The sequence below is a fragment of the Desulfofalx alkaliphila DSM 12257 genome (genome assembly GCF_000711975.1).
In the GTDB taxonomy this organism is placed as follows: Bacteria; Bacillota; Desulfotomaculia; order Desulfotomaculales; family Desulfohalotomaculaceae; genus Desulfofalx; species Desulfofalx alkaliphila.
The window spans coordinates 15,602-35,697 of sequence record NZ_JONT01000017.1 but is presented as its reverse complement, the minus strand read 5'-3'; the positions used below and the strand labels follow the sequence as shown (position 1 = coordinate 35,697).

18 protein-coding genes are annotated in these 20,096 nt (G+C 51.5%); 10 read left to right on the top strand and 8 right to left on the bottom strand.

The window, feature by feature from the left end; all coding sequences use genetic code 11:
• Positions 1 to 14: 14 nt before the first annotated feature.
• Positions 15 to 290: a DUF3243 domain-containing protein gene (locus tag BR02_RS0110000; RefSeq protein WP_031516717.1), complete on the bottom strand. Its 276-nt coding sequence runs from the start codon at positions 288 to 290 to the stop codon at positions 15 to 17.
• Positions 291 to 305: 15 nt separating this feature from the next.
• A complete protein-coding gene (locus BR02_RS15655) occupies positions 306 to 443 on the bottom strand; it encodes a hypothetical protein (RefSeq protein ID WP_169738595.1) in 138 nt (45 codons plus the stop codon).
• A gap of 93 nt (positions 444 to 536) precedes the next feature.
• On the opposite strand from BR02_RS15655, the gene BR02_RS0109990 reads away from it, so the two are divergent.
• Positions 537 to 1,100, top strand: coding sequence for a uracil-DNA glycosylase (locus BR02_RS0109990; protein ID WP_031516715.1), 564 nt, complete (start codon positions 537 to 539; stop codon positions 1,098 to 1,100).
• Here the strand turns inward: BR02_RS0109990 and BR02_RS0109985 are convergent.
• The gene (locus BR02_RS0109985) at positions 1,097 to 1,366 is read right to left on the bottom strand and encodes a DUF2508 family protein (protein ID WP_031516713.1); all 270 of its coding nucleotides are present in this window, start codon (positions 1,364 to 1,366) and stop codon (positions 1,097 to 1,099) included. The genes BR02_RS0109990 and BR02_RS0109985 overlap by 4 nt on opposite strands.
• A gap of 118 nt (positions 1,367 to 1,484) precedes the next feature.
• Here BR02_RS0109985 and BR02_RS0109980 point away from each other — a divergent pair, with 118 nt between their 5' ends.
• The 3 genes from BR02_RS0109980 to uvrA all read left to right on the top strand — a co-directional run bounded on the left by BR02_RS0109980 (position 1,485) and on the right by uvrA (position 8,023).
• Positions 1,485 to 2,927 (top strand): sugar ABC transporter substrate-binding protein, encoded by a 1,443-nt coding sequence (locus BR02_RS0109980; RefSeq protein WP_034639187.1) that lies wholly within the window; start codon positions 1,485 to 1,487, stop codon positions 2,925 to 2,927.
• 146 nt (positions 2,928 to 3,073) lie between these two features.
• Entirely contained in the window at positions 3,074 to 5,068 is a 1,995-nt protein-coding gene (gene uvrB / locus BR02_RS0109975; RefSeq protein ID WP_031516710.1) for an excinuclease ABC subunit UvrB, read from the top strand.
• Between the two features lie 114 nt (positions 5,069 to 5,182).
• Complete coding sequence (uvrA, locus tag BR02_RS0109970) at positions 5,183 to 8,023, top strand: excinuclease ABC subunit UvrA (RefSeq protein ID WP_034639184.1); 2,841 nt, start codon at positions 5,183 to 5,185, stop codon at positions 8,021 to 8,023.
• On the opposite strand, the gene BR02_RS0109965 is transcribed toward uvrA, so the two are convergent.
• The 5 genes from BR02_RS0109965 to BR02_RS0109945 are packed head-to-tail and all read right to left on the bottom strand — an operon-like array spanning position 8,020 to position 12,827.
• Positions 8,020 to 9,225, bottom strand: coding sequence for an ABC transporter permease (locus tag BR02_RS0109965; protein WP_031516706.1), 1,206 nt, complete (start codon positions 9,223 to 9,225; stop codon positions 8,020 to 8,022). The two genes, uvrA and BR02_RS0109965, sit on opposite strands and share 4 nt — an antisense overlap.
• Positions 9,222 to 10,379: an ABC transporter permease gene (locus tag BR02_RS0109960; RefSeq protein ID WP_031516704.1), complete on the bottom strand. Its 1,158-nt coding sequence runs from the start codon at positions 10,377 to 10,379 to the stop codon at positions 9,222 to 9,224. The genes BR02_RS0109965 and BR02_RS0109960 overlap by 4 nt, the downstream gene beginning before the upstream one ends.
• Positions 10,372 to 11,079: an ATP-binding cassette domain-containing protein gene (locus tag BR02_RS0109955; protein WP_031516702.1), complete on the bottom strand. Its 708-nt coding sequence runs from the start codon at positions 11,077 to 11,079 to the stop codon at positions 10,372 to 10,374. The genes BR02_RS0109960 and BR02_RS0109955 overlap by 8 nt, the downstream gene beginning before the upstream one ends.
• Positions 11,079 to 12,155: an HlyD family secretion protein gene (locus BR02_RS0109950; RefSeq protein ID WP_031516700.1), complete on the bottom strand. Its 1,077-nt coding sequence runs from the start codon at positions 12,153 to 12,155 to the stop codon at positions 11,079 to 11,081. The genes BR02_RS0109955 and BR02_RS0109950 overlap by 1 nt, the downstream gene beginning before the upstream one ends.
• 54 nt (positions 12,156 to 12,209) lie before the next feature.
• Positions 12,210 to 12,827 (bottom strand): TetR/AcrR family transcriptional regulator, encoded by a 618-nt coding sequence (locus tag BR02_RS0109945; protein ID WP_031516698.1) that lies wholly within the window; start codon positions 12,825 to 12,827, stop codon positions 12,210 to 12,212.
• A 170-nt stretch (positions 12,828 to 12,997) separates the two neighbouring features.
• Between BR02_RS0109945 and uvrC the strand changes: the two genes are divergently transcribed.
• The 6 genes from uvrC (at position 12,998) to whiA (ending at position 20,096) form a co-directional block, all read left to right on the top strand.
• Entirely contained in the window at positions 12,998 to 14,860 is a 1,863-nt protein-coding gene (gene uvrC, locus BR02_RS0109940; RefSeq protein WP_031516696.1) for an excinuclease ABC subunit UvrC, read from the top strand.
• A 49-nt stretch (positions 14,861 to 14,909) separates the two neighbouring features.
• Positions 14,910 to 15,713, top strand: a complete 804-nt coding sequence (locus BR02_RS0109935) for a Cof-type HAD-IIB family hydrolase (protein ID WP_031516695.1) — start codon at positions 14,910 to 14,912, stop codon at positions 15,711 to 15,713.
• 47 nt (positions 15,714 to 15,760) lie between these two features.
• The gene (locus BR02_RS0109930) at positions 15,761 to 16,723 is read left to right on the top strand and encodes an ROK family protein (RefSeq protein WP_031516693.1); all 963 of its coding nucleotides are present in this window, start codon (positions 15,761 to 15,763) and stop codon (positions 16,721 to 16,723) included.
• A 144-nt stretch (positions 16,724 to 16,867) separates the two neighbouring features.
• Entirely contained in the window at positions 16,868 to 17,722 is an 855-nt protein-coding gene (gene rapZ / locus BR02_RS0109925) for an RNase adapter RapZ (RefSeq protein WP_031516691.1), read from the top strand.
• Positions 17,723 to 17,732: 10 nt separating this feature from the next.
• Entirely contained in the window at positions 17,733 to 19,076 is a 1,344-nt protein-coding gene (locus BR02_RS0109920; RefSeq protein ID WP_238442454.1) for a gluconeogenesis factor YvcK family protein, read from the top strand.
• A 69-nt stretch (positions 19,077 to 19,145) separates the two neighbouring features.
• Complete coding sequence (gene whiA / locus BR02_RS0109915) at positions 19,146 to 20,096, top strand: DNA-binding protein WhiA (RefSeq protein WP_031516687.1); 951 nt, start codon at positions 19,146 to 19,148, stop codon at positions 20,094 to 20,096.

The window sequence follows — 20,096 nt, the reverse complement described above, 5'->3', positions numbered from 1 at the left end:
GTTTCTAGTGTGGGCTAGCTAATACTTTTGCTGGCCAGTTTTGTCATTAGACGGGCAATTACCTGCTGCTCATCCTTATCTGCCACTTCCCACAGTTCCTTTAGGGTTTTTTGCTCTGGGTTGGCAGGGGGAACGTTTTCTGCAAGTACAGACCCAGCCTGTGCAGCCAGATTGTTGATGCGCTCTCTAGACATGCCCAGTTCTTCTGCAAACTCAACTGCTTGTCCCAGGTAGCGCTTCCAATTATCCCAGTTGGTGTTAATTTGCTTTAGGTCAAAATCAAATACCATTGGCAGTGCCCTCCTTTACATGATACCCGCTAGGATATAGTAGCCTAAATAACCGACAACAATGATGCTGATTAGGTGCAATACCCACCACCCCGGTTGAAAGGTGGCCCAGGTGCCCAGATCCGGCGAATTCCTTTCTTTTATGTCTGCCACGTTATCCCTCCTGTATTGCATAGATGATTTTATCAGTAGTTTGTTATAAAATAATGATAAATATACCAATGTAAGAGACAGAGGTGGAAATATTTGAGTTTAGAGCTGATTGAAAAAGAGATACAGGGCTGCACTAATTGTGGTCTGGCCGCGGGCAGAACAAATATTGTTTTTGGGGTGGGCAACCCCAAGGCTAAACTGATGCTCATTGGTGAAGGGCCGGGCAAGGATGAGGATTTGCAGGGCATACCCTTTGTGGGTGCTGCGGGTCAATTGCTGGATAAAATTTTAGAGGCGGCAGAAATTAAGCGGCAGGATGTTTATATAGCAAATATTGTTAAGTGCCGCCCGCCCAATAACCGGGTGCCCAGTCGGAAGGAAGCTAAAGCATGCCTGCCCTGGTTGTGGCAGCAGTTGGAAACAATCAGGCCCCAAATAGTGGTGCTGCTGGGCAGCACTGCACTGCAAAATCTAATAAAACCCGATGCAAAAATTACCCAAATGCGGGGTCAATGGCTGGAGAGCAAAAGCGGCATTAAAATAATGCCTACCTATCACCCGGCGGCCCTACTGAGGGATCCCCGGAGAAAAAAGCCGGTATGGGAAGATTTTCAGCAGGTAAGGGATGAGTATAAGAAGCTTATGAATGAAAGTTAATTTTCATCCGGTGTCCAGGCCACCAATCCCTCCTGCCTGGCCTGCATCATTAAAGCTATGTACCTTCTCTCCCTGGCTTGCAGTTGGTGTATCACGTAATCTAACATGTCCTTGTCGCAGAGGTCTAACTGCTGCATCGCATGCTGCCAGTCAAGGTGGGCCTGTTCTATCATGGCAAAGAGTTCAGGCCCCTCCTCCTGCCTGCCCATCAGGCGGTTTAGGAATTCCATTACTTCCCTTAGCTGCCGCAACAAACTACCAATCATTGGCTACATCCCCTTTCACTTAATGCATATGTTAGAGGACAAGTTTTATGAAGAAAATTTACTAGAAAACCGAAAAAACAGCATAATAACCAGTAACAACTGTTGGTGAGGTGAGCTGATGTTTAGCCGTAACAAGTGTTATTGGTTATTAACCATATTGCTCTTATTGGTGATGGCAGTTAGTGTCGGCTGCCCCGGGGGTGGCGGCGGGGAGAAAAAACCGGCGCCCCAGCAGGGCCCCAAGATAGGTGTCAGTGTTGCTGATATGGAGCGGGACGGCAACCGCACCATCCATAAGGTTTTTAACGAAAGCAAAAAACAAGATCGGGCCCAGCTTACCTGGTTGGATGCCGGGGGCGATTCCACCCAGCAGCAAAAGGATATTCAAACTTTGATTGAAGAAAAAGTTGCGGTGGTTGTGCTGCAGATGACCGACCCGGAAATTGGGCCGGACTTGGTGCGGCAGTTGACACAAAATAACATCAAGGTTATAGCCCTGGAAACCCTGCCCGTCAACACGCCGGTGGATGGCTATATCACCTCTGACCACAGCAGGGCAGGCAGTCTGCAGGTGCAGTATATTGAAAACATCATTAAGGAAGGCCGGCAGCAGGTGCAGGAGGGTGAGGTGCTGTTAAATCCGCAGCCGCCCCAGGAGGGGCAGCAGGGGGAAGGTGAGCAGCAGCAAATGGTAATTCCGCCTGAGCAGCAGGCGGCGGTGGGCCTGCAGGACGGGGGCCCCTTTAGGGTGGTGGTGCTGCAGGGGGACGGCGATGACCAGATGGCCCGGGCCATCACCGGGGCGGTGCACAGCGGGCTGCAGGGTTTGGAAAATGTGGAAGTGGTGCTGTCTCAGGTCCATGATAAATGGGAGGCCGACTTAGCAAAGGCAACCATGCAGCAATTGTTAGAGGTGGGTACCAAAATAGATGCGGTGCTGGCCAACGACAGCCAGCTGGCCATGGCTGCGGCGGAGGTATTAAAGCAGTTTAACATGGAGGGCCGGGTGATTACGGTGGGGGTGGGGGCAGATCCCCGGGCCATTAAGGCATTAATGGCCGGCGAGCACGATGCGGAGGTGGACAACCGTCCGGATATGTTGGCCCAATTGGCCTATGAGGCGGCAGTTAACCTGGCCCAGGGTAAAAGTTTTCAGTACGACACCAGGATAAATAACGGTAATTACACTGTACCTGCCAAGGTGGTACCGCCCCGGCTGATCGATCAGGACAATCTTTATCTACTGCAGGATAGGATGGAGGATATGAAGGACATGAAAGATCAGCAGGGCCGGCAGGAGCAGGGTGAAAAGCAAAATAAGGACGGCGAAAAGCAAAAGCAAAACCAAGACCAAGGCCAGGCCCAAAACCAAGAGGGGGGCCAGCAGCAAAGCACCCTGCGCATCACCACCAATGACGGCAAGGTGGTGGAAGTTCAAATAGATGGGGAAATTCAAAGCATTGAGGCCCAGCCCCAGAACGGTGGGGGACAGCAAGCGGGGCAAGAACAAGGTGGGCAAGGGCAGGGCGGCAGCGACAGCGGCAGTGGCAGTGGCAGCTAGAAATTACCAGTGACAAAGCATAACAAAGCAAATGCCTTGATTTCCGCAGATTTGCGTGATTTCAAGGCATTTGACCTCTATGATATAATTTTCATGTATTTATGGGAATAAGGTGTTACTTTTATAGTAAGAAGGTGATTATTAAGATGGCCTTTCAGTTAAAATCTAACTTTTCACCCAAGGGCGACCAGCCCAAGGCCATTGCTCAACTGATTGATGGATTGGAGCAGGGTTTAAAGCATCAAACACTTTTGGGGGTTACCGGCTCAGGCAAAACCTACACCATGGCCAACGTCATTGCCAAGGTGAACCGGCCTACACTGGTGCTGGCCCCCAATAAAACCTTGGCCGCCCAATTGTGCAGCGAGTTTATGGAGTTTTTTCCGAACAATGCGGTGGAATACTTTGTTAGCTACTATGACTACTATCAGCCGGAAGCCTATATTCCGCAAACGGATACTTATATTGAAAAGGACAGCAGCATTAACGACGAAATAGATAAACTGCGCCACTCTGCCACCTGCGCCCTTTTTGAGCGGCGGGACGTTATTGTGGTGGCCAGTGTGTCCTGTATTTATGGTTTGGGCAACCCGGAAGAATACAGCAAGCTGGTGCTGTCCCTGCGCAGCGGGGGAATCTATGACCGGGATGCCATTTTACGCAAACTGGTGGACATCCAATACGACCGCAACGATCTTAACTTTACCCGGGGTACCTTCCGGGTGAGGGGGGACGTCATTGAGATTTTCCCCGCTTCGGCCACCGAAAGGGCGCTGCGCATAGAGATGTTTGGGGATGAGATAGAAAAAATGGTTGAATTTGATGTGCTCACCGGGGAGATATTGGGCCGGCGCAGCCACATTTCGGTTTTCCCGGCCAGTCACTTTGCCACCTCCCAAGAGAGGATGGAGCGGGCCATTGTGACCATTGAAGAGGAGCTGGAAGAGCGGCTCAAGGAGTTGAGGGATGCGGGGAAATTGCTGGAAGCCCAGCGATTGGAGCAGCGCACCAATTATGACATTGAAATGATGCGCGAGGTGGGCTATTGCAACGGAATTGAAAACTACAGCCGTCATCTCACCGGCAGGGCACCGGGGGAACCCCCTTACACCTTGCTGGATTTCTTTCCCGACGATTTTTTAATGGTAATTGACGAATCCCACGTGGCCATACCCCAGGTGGGGGCCATGTATGAGGGTGACCGCTCCCGGAAGATGAGCCTGATAGAACACGGCTTTAGACTGCCCTCGGCCTTGGACAACCGTCCCTTAAAATTTTCCGAATTTGAGGAGCGGGTGGGCCAGCGCATTTACGTAAGCGCCACACCGGGCCCCTACGAAAGGGAACACAGCGATGCGGTGGTGGAGCAAATTATTCGACCCACCGGCCTGGTGGATCCGGAAATATTTGTGCGTCCCACCCGGGGTCAAATTGACGACTTGTACGGGGAAATCCGTCTGCGGATAGAGCGGGATGAGCGGGTGCTGGTGACTACGCTCACTAAAAAAATGGCCGAGGACTTGACGGACTATTTTAGGGAAATGGGTATCAAGGTGCGCTACCTGCACTCGGACATCAATACCATCGAGCGGATGGAAATACTGCGGGACTTGCGTTTGGGTGAGTTTGACGTGCTGGTGGGCATCAACCTGCTGCGGGAAGGTTTAGACCTGCCGGAGGTAAGTTTGGTGGCCATTTTAGATGCCGACAAGGAAGGCTACCTGCGCAGCGAACGCTCTTTGATCCAGACCATCGGCCGGGCCGCAAGAAATGCCCAGGGCAAGGTAATAATGTATGCCGATAAAATTACCAAGTCCATGGAAAAGGCCCTGGGCGAAACAGAGCGGCGCCGCCAAAAGCAAATTGCCTATAACAAAGAGCACAATATTGTGCCCCAAACCATTCGCAAGGCTGTGCGGGAAATCATCGAAGCCACCAAGGCGGCAGAGGAGCCGGCAAAATACACCGCCGGCAGCAAGGTGGATAAGATGAGCAAGAAAGACCTGAAAAAGCTCATTGCCGACCTGGAAAAAGAAATGAAAGAGGCAGCCAGGGAGCTGGAGTTTGAAAAGGCAGCCCAATTGAGGGATGCCATCATTGAGCTGAGGTTAAGGCTGCGGGGCGTGCCCAAGGAATTATAGGTTTATGCGGGGTTTAAAGCTGTAAAATTTGCAGGGTTTTAGAACAAACGTTCTTGTTATTGCTGTGCCAGCCGGTTATAATTGTATTAGACCTAATTGATGGAGGAATTTTTAATGCTTGATAAAATTGTGGTTAAGGGCGCCCGGGTTCATAACCTGAAGAACATTGATGTGGAAATACCGCGGGATAAACTGGTGGTTATCACCGGTCTTTCCGGCTCCGGTAAAAGTTCCCTGGCCTTTGACACCATTTATGCCGAAGGGCAGCGCCGCTATGTGGAATCTCTTTCGGCCTATGCCCGGCAGTTTTTAGGACAAATGAGAAAGCCCGATGTGGACTACATTGAAGGCTTATCCCCGGCCATATCCATTGACCAAAAAACCACCAGTCAAAACCCGCGCAGTACGGTGGGCACAGTGACAGAAATTTACGACTACCTGAGGCTCTTGTATGCCAGGGTGGGCAGGCCCCACTGTCCCAACTGCGGCAAGCCCATCACCCAGCAAACGGTACAGCAGATGGTTGACCGGTTAATGGAACTGCCGGAGAGAACCAAAATACAGCTGCTGGCCCCGGTGGTGCGGGGTAAAAAGGGTGAGCACCTCAAAGTTTTGGAGGATATTAAAAAGAGCGGTTATGTGCGGGTGCGGATTGACGGCCAACTGCGGGAGTTAACCGAAGAAATAAAGTTGGAAAAAAACAAAAAACACACCATTGAAGTGGTGGTGGACAGGCTGATAATTCGAGAGGGCGTTGAAAAACGCCTGGCCGATTCACTGGAGACGGCCCTAAAGACCGGCGGAGGCCTGGTGCTGGCTGACGTGGTGGACGGCGAACCCCGGATTTTCAGTGAAAATTTTGCCTGTGTGGACTGCGGCATCGGCATCAGCGAAATCACCCCCCGGCTCTTTTCCTTCAACAGCCCCTTTGGTGCCTGTTCCCTTTGCACCGGCCTCGGTACCTATGAAGAAGTGGATGCCGAATTGATAATACCCGATAAGAGCAAATCCATCAAAGAAGGAGCCATTGAAGGGTGGATAAAGAGTGCCAGCGGCCTCAGATATCTGGAGACGGTGGCTGACCACTATGGCTTTAGCTTGGATGTGCCGGTGGAAGAAATGAAAAAGGAAGATTTAGACATCATTCTCTATGGCAGCGGTAAGGAAGAAATAGAGTTTAGCTACCGGGACAGGTTTGGCAAAGTCCGCAAATACCGGACAGCCTTCGAGGGTGTGGTGAACAACATCGGCAGGCTGTACCAGGAAACGGCGTCGGAGTGGCGCCGGCGGGAGATGGAAAAGTATGTTACCGTTAAAAGCTGCCCGGCCTGCGGTGGGGCCCGCTTAAAGCCCGAAGCCCTGGCGGTGCTTATTGGCGGTAAAAATATTATTGAAGTTACCGGTATGACGGTGCTTAAGATCCGGGAGTTTTTTCAAGAGGTTGATTTCACCGAGCGGGAAAAAGTGATTGCCAGGCAAATACTAAAGGAAATTAACGAGCGCTTGGGTTTCTTGGTAAACGTGGGCCTGGACTATCTGACCCTGGATCGGATGGCCAGCACCCTGTCCGGCGGCGAAGCCCAGCGCATCAGGCTGGCCACCCAAATTGGCTCCGGCCTAATGGGTGTCCTGTATATTTTAGATGAGCCCAGCATCGGCCTGCATCAGCGGGACAACATGAGACTGCTGCGCACCTTGGAACGCCTGCGGGATATGGGCAACACCTTAATAGTGGTGGAACACGATGAGGACACCATTTTGGCTGCCGATCATGTTATTGACATTGGCCCCGGTGCCGGTGAAAGGGGCGGCTTGGTGGTGGCAGAGGGCAGGCCGGAGGACATCATTAACAATGAGCAGTCGGTGACCGGGCAATACCTCAGCGGGCGCAGGGCAGTTCCGGTGCCGGAGATACGCCGCCAATCCAAGGGTGAAGAAATAAGGATTATCGGGGCAAAAGAACACAACTTAAAGAATATTGATGTTGCCATCCCCTTGGGGGTATTTACCTGCATTACCGGCGTCAGCGGTTCCGGCAAAAGCACCCTGATAAATGAGGTGCTGTATAAACGGCTGGCCCAAAAGCTGCACCGGGCTAAAAGTCGCCCCGGCAAGCATGATGATATACTGGGCATTGAATACCTGGAAAAGGTGATTGATATTAACCAGGCCCCCATTGGCAGAACGCCCCGGTCTAACCCGGCCACCTACACCGGCCTGTTCACCTATATTAGGGAATTGTATGCCCAGCTGCCCGAGGCCAATTTGAGGGGTTACAAACCCGGGCGCTTTAGTTTTAACGTAAAGGGTGGGCGCTGCGAGGCCTGTCAGGGTGACGGTATTATTAAGATCGAGATGCACTTTTTGCCGGACGTATATGTGCCCTGTGAAGTGTGTAAGGGCCACCGCTATAACCGGGAAACCCTGGAGGTTAAATATAAGGGGAAGAATATTTCGGATGTGTTGAATATGACGGTGGATACGGCGGTGGAGTTTTTTAAGAACATCCCCCGCATTCACCGGAAGTTACAGACCCTGCAAGACGTGGGGCTGGGATACATTCGCTTGGGTCAGCCGGCCACTGAACTTTCCGGCGGAGAAGCCCAAAGGGTAAAACTGGCCACCGAGTTGTCCCGCCGGGGCAATGGCAGGACCATGTACATTTTGGACGAACCCACCACCGGCTTGCATGCCGCCGACATTCACCGCCTGCTGCAGGTGCTGCACCGCCTGGTGGACAACGGCAGCACAGTGGTGGTAATTGAGCACAACCTGGATGTTATTAAAACAGCGGATTATATCATTGATTTGGGTCCCGAAGGGGGAGACAAGGGCGGCCAAGTTATAGCCGCCGGCAGCCCGGAAGAGGTGGCCCGGATAGAACATTCCTACACCGGTCAGTTTTTAAAACCGGTCTTGGAAAAAAGCAGGGCGGACAGGATTGTCCGCCGCTAGAGACAGTTACCCTTTGTGGGTACTGAGCTTTGGCAGTTTACTGAAAGGTCGCCGGTTTTCGGCGGCTTTCTTTTTTTGTCAAAGGTCAGTGCAAAAAAGAGTGTTAAGGCTGCCATGGCCGATAGGGCCAAAAGGTTGGGCAGTACATGGGCCAGGCCCAGCTCTTTAAGGGTTACCATTCTAAAGCCTTCGGCCATCCAGGTGAAGGGCAGCAGTTTGGCCAGGCCGTTAATTGCCGCCGGGATATGGGTTTTAGGCCAGGTGAAGCCTGAAATCATAAAGATGGGGAAGGCCATTGGCAGCAGGTATCTGGTAACCTGCAGTGAATTGGGGGCGTGCAAGGAAATAAAAAATCCGGCGGACACAATAAAGAGGTTAAACAAGAGGCCCAATAGAAATACAAGGGCCAGGGAGCCGGCAACCTTAGCCTGCATGATGTTGGCGGCTATCCACAGGAGCAGGCAGTAATTGACGGTGTTGGCAACAAAGTAGGGTAAACACTTGCCCGCAAAGATTTTCCACCGGGCTATGGGTGAACTTAAAAACTGTATCCAGCTGTTTTTTTCCTTTTCCCGGGTTACCGTTAGGCTGCTGGTGAGCAAACCCACCTGGTGAATAATCATAATTAAGATACCCATAAACAAGAAATTAACATAGCTGTAGGTGGGGTTATACCACACCTCGTAATTTAGCGAAATGCTGTCTAAGGTATTTGCAATTTCATGTTCGGCCATACCCATCCCGGCCAGGTAGGCGGCGCTGTGCCCGGCGTTAAAATCGGTTATCACATCCAAGGCGTTTTTTCTTACGTTGTAGCCCCAAATTAAGTTTGAACCGTCGTATACAATTAAAACTTCATTGCTGCGGCGGTGGGCAAGATCGCTGCTGAAACCCTCGGGTATCACTATTCCCGACCGCACAGTGCCCTGTCTCATGGCTTCTTCCAATTGGGGATAGGTCTGTATTTGGTCAAGGACTTTAAAATAGGGGCTGTTTTTGTAGGCGGTGACTATTTCCCGGCTGACGGTGGAATTGTCTAAGTCCACCACGCCGGTGGGAATATCCTTTAGCACCCCTGAGATAAAGGCCGCGCCAAACAAGGCGGCATAAAACAAGGGTACCGCAGCAACCAGCAGCAGTAAAATATGGTCCTTTAGTATATGGCGCACCTCATAGTAGGCAATGTTTAAAACTTGCTTCATCCCAATAACCTCCTCACCGGTCCGCCGGTTACAATTGCCGCCGCACCGTAACAAATGACAGCAATCAGTGCCAGTGCGCCAAAGAAGGGCAGCATAAACTCCCAACCGGGGTCTTTAAAGGTTAAATAGTTTAAACCTTGGAAAAACCAGGTTTGGGGCACTATTTTAACGGCCGTTTGCAAAAAGGGGTGCATTGCTTCCAGAGGCCAGGTGTAGCCGCTGACCACAAAGGAAGGCAGGGCTGTGGCCATCCCCAGCCGGGAAGCGTCCACTGCATTGCGGGCAAGGCCGGACATTAAGGTGCCCACGCTGTGCACCGCCACAATGAAGAAAAATGTAAGCAGCAAGAGCGGTAAAATACCGCCGGCAAGGGGCAGTTTTAACACCCCAAAGGATATGAAATAAATAGGTGCCACCATGAGCATAAAAACGGTAATATGTGTAATGGACTTGGCGGTAAAAAGCCTGGTTTTGGATATGCCGGACATTTTAATTTGATACCAGCTTTTGCGGCCGGTTTCACCGATAATGTTCATACAGGATGCCAGCATACAACACTGCTGCCAGATGTTCAGTGCCAGGGCCAGCAGTAGGAAGTGGGCGTAGTTTAAGGTGGGGTTAAACCAGGCCTCTTCACGGAAGTCGGCGCCCAAGAAAACATTGCTGGCTTCGTCAATGTGCACACCCTGGGCCACCAGCGATTTTACCCCCAACTCTGCCCCCATGGTGCGGGTGGTTCGCAAAAGGTCACTGACGGCGTTGGTGGCGTAAACCAGATTGCTGCCGTCCACCACTGCATATACCTGGCCTTGCCGCCTTAAGGCCGTATGGGCGGCCAAGTTTTCCGGTATCACTACCCCCACAACGGCATCGCCCCGCTCAATTAACTGCTGTAACTGGGGGTAGCTTTCGGGGTAGGCCACCACTTGCAAGTTATCCACCTCTTCCAGCATGGATACAATTTGCCGGCTGGCGGCGGACTGATCCAAATCCACAATGGCGGTGGGAATGTTTTTCATGACCTGCAGGTGGTAGGTGGCGTAAAAGAGGGCCAGGGTCAGCAGGGGGATGATTAAGAGGATGTAGCGCAGCCCCTTATCCCGCCACATATAAAAAATTTCCCGGTGCATGATGGCCAGCGTTTGTTTAAGCATTGTCTTCACCACGGATTGAATAAATTGACTGCACCTGCTCCCGCCACTTTTGTTCGGCCTCGGCCGGGCTATAAAGGGTGATTATTCCTTGCTCCAGCCAGCCCACCCGGCTCATTTGACTGAAGTATTCTGGGCTGCTGAAACCCCACAGGCAGGTGCCGCCGGCCCTTAAAAAGGAGCTTAACTCTTTGATAATTATCCTGCGGGAGTACACATCGATGTCGTTAATTAACTCGTCAACAATTAATAATTTTGGCGAGTTGAGCAGGGCGCAGGCCAGGGCCAGCCGTTGGTAAACCCCTGCCTCCAGGCTGTTCACCGGCAGGTTTAGGTACTGCTCTAACTCTAATTGCTTAACCAAGTGTAAAATATTGTCCCTGGGGGCATCCTTTAAAACCGAGATATAATCCAGGTTTTCGCCGGCCCGCAGGTCTTGAAATAAACTGCGCTCCTGGGTGACCAGGCCCAGCTCTTTTTTATAGGCGTCGCCCTTGTTCACCTGCTGCCCCAACACCTCCACCTGGCCGGATTTAAACCGGTCCAATCCGGCCACTATGTGCAGCAGGGTGGATTTACCGGTGGCCCTGGTGCCAAAAACACCGAAACATTCACCGGGAAGGACAGAGAAAGAGGCCCCCCTTAACACTGTTTTTTTACCTATCCTTTGTACCAGCTCACTGACCTTAACTATAGGCTGCATTATTTTTCCCCCTCCACCAGTTTAACTGTGGCGGTCATGCCCACCTTGAGCAGCAAATCTTCATTGGGGATGTCAATTCTTACCTCAAAGCTGCGCAAATCCCGCTGGTGCTGTTCACTTACTGCCCGGCGCACTGCAAAATCGCCGGCATCATTTATCCACACCACCTTGCCCTTAAAAACTTTATCCGGGAAGGCGGGTACCCTTATCTCCGCCTCTTGGTTGAGCTGTACCCGGCCAATTTTTTCCTCGCTGATAAATACCTTTACGTAAGGCCTTTCTAAATCTGTGATTTGAAAGACCGGGGTGCCGGCGTTGACCATTTCCCCTGCTTCCAGGTATTTTTGGGTGATATAGCCCGGTGCGGGGGCCTTAAGCACTGCATCTTCCAGGGTGGCTTCAATTTCTTCCAAGGCACCCAGGGCCTGGGTTTGCTGTCCCAGAGCCGCCTGGTATTGGGCTTGGGCCACCTGTACTTGGGTTCGGGATGCCAGTGCCTGGTCTAAGCCGGCCTGGGCTTCTAACAGTTGGTTTTTGGCTAATTCAAGATTGTTCTTTGCCTGGTCATAGTCCTTGTCTGAAACCGCCTCTGCCTGGTGCAGCCGGGAGATGCGGTCATACATTTGTTGGGCGTCGGTTAATCCCACCTCTGCCTGGGCCACCTTGGCCTGCAGTTGGGAAATGGTGGCTTCCACCTGCTGCTCTGTTAAGGCCACTGCGCTGCCGGCCTGTTCTGCCTGGGAGAGGGCCGCTTCATAGGCTCCCTGGGCCTGGGTATACTTGGCCATTAGTTGGTTGTTTTCCAAGGTGGCCAAGTGCTGGCCCTCTTCCACCTTGCTGCCTTCTTCCACCGGCATGGCATCTATTTTGCCGGGGATTTTAAAGGCTGCGGTGACTGTTTTGGCTTCAATGGTGCCGGTGGCTGTCAGACTGTCTCTTTCTTCGGCAATAACGGCATTGTTTTTGGCAAAAAACAAGCCAAAGGCCACCGTCACTACCAGCAGCAAGGCCAGAATTACCATCAGTGTTTTCTTTTTGTTTTTTTCTATTTGGGCAAGAATTTCAGCCGTGGACATTTTACAATTCCCTCCTTGGTAATAGGTGTAGGTGGTAAAAAACTGGCACCGGTCTTACTTAACTAATATGCCGTTTAAGGTGAGTTCTAGAATATGCTGCAGCCGTTCTTCCAGCATTTCCGGGTCATTCATATCCCCATGCCAGACGGTGCTGTAAACGTGCTGCCGGGAAAAATACACTATACACATGGCGTTAATGCTGATGATTAGGTGCTTTAAGTCAAGGTCTTGGCGAAAGACACCGTCTTTTACCCCTTCTTCTATGATGGACTCCAGCATGGGTAAGGTGGTTTGGGTCACTTCCGGCAGCAGTTGGATTGAAAACTGCTTTCCCTGTAATGACTCCCAGAGCAGCAGTTTTACAAACTCCCTCTCGTTGGCTAAAAAATAAAAATACCGGCGGATAAATTCCTGTGCCTTGTCAAGGGGACTTAAGTCTTGGAGGTTGGCTTCCCGTCCCACCGCCAGTAATTGCCGGAAATTGTCTCGCAATACCTCGATGTACAATTGTTCCTTGTTGCCAAAGTAGTGGTAGATCATGCGCTTATTAATCTTGGCCCACTTGGCAATCTCGTCTACCCGGGCGCCGTCAAAGCCCTTGGCGGCAAAGACGGACCTGGCTGCATTTAAGATACCCTCCTTAGTTCGTTCTGCATTGCGTTCCCTTGCCATGATAATCCTCCTCAATCTTGCGGGTAAGTAACCGGATGGTTACTTACCAAATTTTAATACCTCCTTTTTATTTTGTCAATTGCTTTTCTGAACAGGGCGGTGCCGGAGGCAACTTAGCTTTTGTCTTTTACAGGCCGCTTGGGTTAAAATGATGGTAGGTGGTGAGTGAATTGTCCCTTGATGAAAAAGTTAAGTATATTCCGTCCAAGCCCGGTGTTTACATCTTTCGCGACGGTGAGGGAAGGGTTATCTATGTGGGTAAGGCCCTTTCGTTAAAAAACCGGGTGCGTTCTTATTTTCAGCAGGGGGCCAAACAGATGCCCAAAACCCGCTCGATGGTGGAACGCATTGCCGACCTGGAATATATAGTTACCGATTCAGAAGTGGAAGCCTTGATACTGGAGTGCAACTTAATTAAAGAACACCGCCCCCGGTATAATGTGCTGTTAAAGGATGATAAGAGCTACCCTTATATAAAGGTGACCCTGGGTGAAGACTATCCCCGGGTGCTGGTTACCCGGCGCTTGGTGAAGGATGGGTCCAGATATTTTGGCCCCTATACCCAGGTGGGGGCCATGAACGAAACCCTGCGGCTGTTAAAGAAGTTGTTTCCCTTTCGCACCTGCACCAACCGGCAGTTTTCTTCCCGCTCCAGGCCCTGTTTAAACTTTCATATTAAGCGGTGCCAGGGTCCCTGCACCCAGGCTATTGATAAAGAACAGTACCGCAGTACAATTAAAGAAATTATTTTATTTTTGGAGGGCCGCCAGGATGCCCTGTTAAAGCGCTTAGAGGAGCGCATGCACCGGGCGGCGGAAAAGTTAGAATTTGAAAAGGCTGCCGAATTGAGGGATCAACTGCAGGCAGTGCAAAAGGTGGTGGAGCGGCAGAAAATTGTCTCCGCCGGCTTGGAGGATCAAGACGTAATAGCAATGGCCCGGGGCCAGGATGAGGTTTGCGTGATGGTCTTCTTTGTGCGGGGCGGAAAGCTGATCGGCCGGGAACACTACCTGCTTAAAAATACCGACGATTTAAGCCGGGGGGAAGTGATGGCGGGTTTTTTAAAACAATACTACACCCAGGTGGAATTTATCCCCCGGCAGGTGCTGATCTCAGAAGATATTGGCCAAGAGGCAGGGCTGATGGGCCGTTGGCTGAGCGGCAAGCGGGGTTCCAAGGTGGAGGTAAGAACCCCCAAGCGGGGCGAAAAGCTAAAGCTGGTGGAAATGGTGGCTAAAAACGCCTTGCTGGTGCTGCAGCAAATTGAATTGGAGCACCAGGCCCAAAGGGGCCGCCTTGACCTGGCGGTGGCCCAGCTGGTGGAGGCCCTGGGGCTGGATAAACCGCCCTATCGCATGGAATGCTTTGACATTTCCAACATTCAGGGGGCTGAACAGGTGGCCTCCATGGTGGTCTTTGAGGAAGGAAAGCCCAACACCAAGGAGTACCGCCGTTTTAAAATACGCACTGTGCAGGGGCCCGATGATTTTGCCGCCATGAAGGAGGTAATTTACCGCCGCTTTTTCCGGGGCCTGGAAGAGCAGGCCTTGCTTAGGACGGGGCAAATGAGCAGTAAAGAGGCAAAATTTCATCGTTTGCCCGATTTGGTGATTATCGATGGGGGTAAGGGCCAGCTTTCCGCTGCCCGCTCGGCCATGAGGCAGTTGGCAGTGGATGATATACCCACCTATGGCTTGGCCGAAAAAGAGGAGCTTCTTTTTTCGGAGCATAAGGATGAGCCCATAGTGCTGCCCAGGGACTCACAGGCCCTGTATTTAATTCAGCGTTTGCGGGATGAGGCCCACCGGTTTGCCCTTACCTATCACCGCACCCTGCGCACCAAGCGCAACTTAAAGTCCCTCTTAGATGAAATAGAGGGCATAGGGCCCACCCGCAGGCGGGCACTGATTAAGGAGTTTAAAACAATCAAAGAAATACAGGCGGCTTCGCTGGAGCGGCTGCGGCAGGTGCCGGGGATGAATAATAAGGCTGCGGAAGCGGTCTACAATTTTTTCCGTACCGGCCAAAGCTAGCGGTGAAACCAAGTAAAGATACCCCCGATGATTAATGGAGGTTTTAAATATGAGCAAATACAAGTTGATAGCGGTGGATATGGACGACACCTTGTTGACCAGTGATTTGAGGCTGTCTCAGTTTTCGCTGGAGACGGTGCGCCGGGTGCGGGAAAAGGGTATTCACATTACCCTGGCTACCGGGAGAATGTTCTCATCGGTGAAACCCTATGCCAAGCAGTTGGGCATAAATTTACCCTTAATTACCTATCAGGGGGCACTGGTTAAAAATGCCCTGTCAGGGGAGGTGCTGCTGCACCGCCCTGTCCCGCTGGAACTGGCCCAAGGGGTGATTGCCGCCCTAAACAAGTACGGCTATCACATTAATTTGTATGTGGATGATCAGTTATATGTGGAAGAAATTACCCCTGAAGCCCGCCGCTATGCTGAAATATGCGGCATAGAGGCCAAAGCGGTGGGGGATTTACGGCAGTTTTTACAAAAGGCCCCCACAAAGATATTGGCGGTGGCACCGGAGGAAAAGATAGACCTTTTAATGAATGAAATCGCCCCCCAGTATGGCAACCTATTACATATCACCAAATCAAAGCCATTTTACCTGGAGTTTTCTCATCCCCAGGCAACTAAAGGGGAGGCCCTGGCCATGTTGGCCGATCTTTACGGGGTAAAAAGGGAAGAGGTGATGGCTGTCGGTGATGGCTACAACGATGTGGAAATGTTAAAGTACGCCGGCACGGCGGTGGTGGTGGGCAACGCCCGGGATGAGATTAAGGCGCTGGCTGACTACGTGGCCAGATCCAATGATGAGGACGGGGTTGCCCACGCCTTGCAGGAGCTGGTTCTTGCAGAGTAAGGTTGAATTTTGAAGAAATTCATAATTATAATAACGGAGGTTAGCCAATGAATTTCGACCATGTGGTGGGGGTAGATCTGGGGGGAACTAAAATACTGACTGCCCTGGCTGATATGAACGGGGCGGTGCAGGCTGAAGTAAAGGTGCCCAGCGGGGCCGATGAAGGGCCGGAGGGGGTAATTGAGCGCATATTGGGCACTGTTTCTGCAGTGCAGCGGCAGAGCGGCGCCTATGCAGGCGGTTTGCGGTCGGTGTCGGTGGGGGTGCCCGGGCAGGTGGATATTAAAGGCGGGGTGGTGCATTTTGCTCCCAATCTCAGGTGGCAAAATATTCCCTTAAAAGATATACTGGAAAACAAGCTGCAGGTGCCGGTTTACCTTGAAAATGACGCCAATGCCGCGGCCTTGGGTGAGCATATATTTGGGGCCGGCTGCGGGGCGCGGGATCTTGTTTATGTTACTGTGGGCACCGGCGTTGGCGGCGGCATTATACTGGACGGCCGGATATGGCACGGGGTGTCGGGCAGTGCCGGGGAAATCGGTCATATTACGGTGATGCCCGACGGGCCCCTTTGTTCCTGTGGGGCTCGCGGTTGTTTGGAGGCGCTGGCATCGGGCACAGCCATTGCCCGGGCGGCCAGGGAGTCGGTGGAAGCGGGCAGCGGCAATAATATTTTACAGGCAGCCCAAGGGCGTATAGAAAATGTTGATGCCCGGGCGGTGGCTAAAGCCGCCCAAGGGGGAGACCGGGAGGCTAAAACGATACTGGCGGGGGCGGCCCGGGCCCTGGGCATTGGTATTTCCAGCCTGGTAGCCATTATTAACCCTCAAATGGTGGTGCTGGGCGGCGGAGTGATGGATCTAAAGGATTTGCTGTGGCCGGTGATGAAAAGGGAAATAGAGGAAAGAACCCTAAAGGCGTCACGGGAGCCCTTAAAGGTGGTTGCGGCAGCCCTGGGCCCCAGATCCGGGGTGGTTGGCGCCCTGGCCCTTGGCCTTAGGCAATTTTAAGTGCGTGGGGTAAAAGTTTTGTAGAATTCCACTTGTAGGTTTGATTCAAGGCTTGTGGGGGTTTGATTTATCAAACCCAAAAGGGATTTTAAAAAGGATTTTGCCCTGGTGGGTAATCCATATCAAGTATTAAGGAGTGGTTTTATGACTACTCGGTTGTTAATTGTATCCGGCTTGTCCGGGGCGGGAAAGACCACGGCGGTGCGCAGCCTGGAGGACCTGGGCTACTTTGTGGTGGATAACCTGCCGCCGGCCTTAATGCCAAAGTTTGTGGAGTTATGGGATCAATCGGTGGTGAAAAAATTTGCCCTGGTGGTGGACATCCGGGGCGGAGAATTTTTTAGCGCTGTTTTCGATGCCCTTAAGGATTTGGATAATAAAAATATCAGTTATGAAATATTATTTTTAGAAGCCTCCGATGAAACGCTGGTGCGGCGCTACAAAGCTTCCCGCAGGCGCCACCCCCTGTCCGGCGGCGAGGTGTTGGAGGATATTAAGGCAGAGCGTGCCCTTTTAAAGGATCTGCGGGGCAAGGCAAACAAAATTATTGACACCTCCCAGTTAACGGAGCAGCAGCTAAAGAATGAGATTTACAGTATCTATGGTGAGTGGCGGGATGAAAATGATTTGTTTATTACTGTAATGTCCTTTGGCTTTAAACACGGCATTCCCCTGGATTCAGATTTAGTAATGGATGTACGTTTTTTACCTAACCCTTATTATGTGCCCGAACTGCGCAACCTTACCGGAAATGATCCGGCGGTACAGCAGCACGTGTGTAGCTCAGAGGTGACAACGGAATTTAAGGATAAACTTTCTGATATGGTGGCATTTTTGGTACCCCACTATATCAAAGAGGGAAAGGCCACCTTAATGATAGCCATAGGGTGCACCGGGGGCATGCACCGTTCGGTGACCCTGGCCAATTGGTTGGGTGATTTGCTGCGCAAAAAAGGCTACAAGGTGGCTGTGAGGCACCGGGACATTAAAAATGCTTAGGGGGTTTGATGTGAGCAGGTATAAATGGGTTAAGTGGCTTTATCCGGGTATGGGTGTTAAACGCTGGTTAAGTCTGGTGCCGGTGGGGGCGGTGTTCCTTGTCCTGGGCATGATGTTTCTTATTCCGCCCCTGTTTTTACTGATTAGTGAAACAGCATCCATGGCGGTGGGACAAATGCCCAACGGAATTTCTAACTGGTTAGCGGGAATTTTTTTCACTGTCCTGGGTCTGGCGGTGCTTGGATACGGGCTGTGGAAGGGCCTGAGCTCGATCTTGGGAGAGTTATCCCAGGATGACGGCAGCAGTGTGGTGGAATTAATTTATGCCAAGCGCTATTTGCAGCGGGGACCTAAAATTGTGGTTATTGGCGGAGGCACCGGATTATCCACCTTGCTAAAGGGGCTGAAGGAATATACCAGCAACATCACCGCCATTGTTACCGTAACCGATGACGGCGGCAGTTCCGGAAGGCTTAGGGGCGACCTGGGTGTACTCCCTCCCGGTGATATTAGAAACTGCCTGGTGGCACTGGCAGATAAGGAAAGTTTAATGGAGAGGGTGCTGCAGTACCGCTTTTCCGAGGGTGAATTGTCGGGGCACAACCTGGGCAACTTGTTAATTGTGGGGCTTTCACAAATATGTGACGGCTTTTACAGCGGCGTGCAGGAGCTGTCCAAGGTGCTGGCCGTACGGGGCCAGGTTCTGCCTTCCACCCTGGAGGATGTGTCCCTGGGTGCGGTGCTCAGTGATGGTTCCACTGTGCGGGGCGAGTGCTGTGTGTCGTCCAGCGAACGAAAGATCAGGCGCGTCTTTTTAGAGCCTGCCGAATGCCGGCCCCTGCCCGAGGCCCTGTGGGCCATTAGGGAAGCCGATGCGGTCATTTTGGGACCTGGAAGCCTTTATACCAGCGTTATTCCTAATCTCTTGGTAAAGGGTGTGGCTGAGGCAATTAACAACTCTTCGGCCCTGAAGGTGTATGTATGCAATGTAATGACCCAGCCCGGGGAGACAAGGAATTATTCTGCCTCCGACCATTTAAAGGCCATCATAGACCACTGTGGCCGGCTGGTGGATTATGTGATGGTGAACACCGGGGGAATACCCGAGCGGTTGATAGGGCGCTACCGCCGAGAAGGCGCCGCTCCGGTGGGGGCGGATATTCGCAAACTGGAGCGCATGGGGGTAAAACCGGTGAAGGAAAACCTGGTGTTGGAATCTGACGTGGTGCGGCACCACCCCCAAAAACTGGCCCGGGCCCTGTTAAAACTAATCTTTGCTTCTAAAACCCCTGCCGAAAGGGAGCGGTTTATGCAGCAGTATATGCAAAGCAATGGAACCAAGGATAATAATTAAAAAAGGGCGCCCTAGGGCACCCTTTTTATATGGTATAATTGTAATGTATTGAAAGTGAGGGACGGGACCATGTCTTTTTCAGTGGTAACAAAGAATGAACTGGCCAGGGTGATGGGTACCCGCCGGTGCTGCCAGTTGGCTGAATTGGCGGCACTGGTTAAAATGGATGGCACCATTCAAATTACAGGCCAAAAAATGGCCTTATCCATAGTGACTGAAAATGCGGCGGTGGCCCGTAAGGTATTTAAGCTGATTAAAAAGTTGTTTGGGCTGCAGACTGAAGTGATGGTGCGGCGCAAAATGCGGCTAAAGAAAAACAATGTTTATTTGGTGCGCATACCGCCCCAATGGGGGGTAGAAAACATTTTAATAAAGCTGGGGATGTGGGACGGTAAAAGTGCAATGTATACCACCAGGGTGAGGTCCGGTTTGGTGGCAAAGGAATGCTGCCGCAGGGCTTACCTGCGGGGGGTTTTTTTAGGTGGGGGGTCCATAAGCAACCCCGAGGACACCTACCATCTGGAAATTATTTCAAATGACGAAGGCCATGCCCAGGATATCCGCAATATTATGAAAAAACTGAATTTAAAGGCCAAGGTCAGCCTGCGCAAAAACTGGTATGTGGTGTATTTAAAAGAAAGCGATCAAATTGTAGAGTGTTTAAATAACATGGGGGCCCATACCGCCCTGTTAAATTTTGAAAATGTACGTATATACAAGGGCATGCGCAACCAGGTTAATAGATTGGTGAACTGCGAAACTGCAAATTTAAATAAAACAGTTAATGCTGCGGTGCGTCAACTGGAAAATATTCAGCTGATTATCAGGACAATGGGTTTACATAAATTGCCCCAAGGCTTAAGGGAAACGGCTGAACTGAGGTTGAATAATCCTGATATAAGCTTAAAGGAATTGGGGGAAATGATGGAACCCCCGGTGGGCAAGTCCGGGGTAAATCACCGCATGCGCAAGCTGGAGCAGATTGCCAACCAAATTCGTAAAAGGGGTAGGCCGGATTAA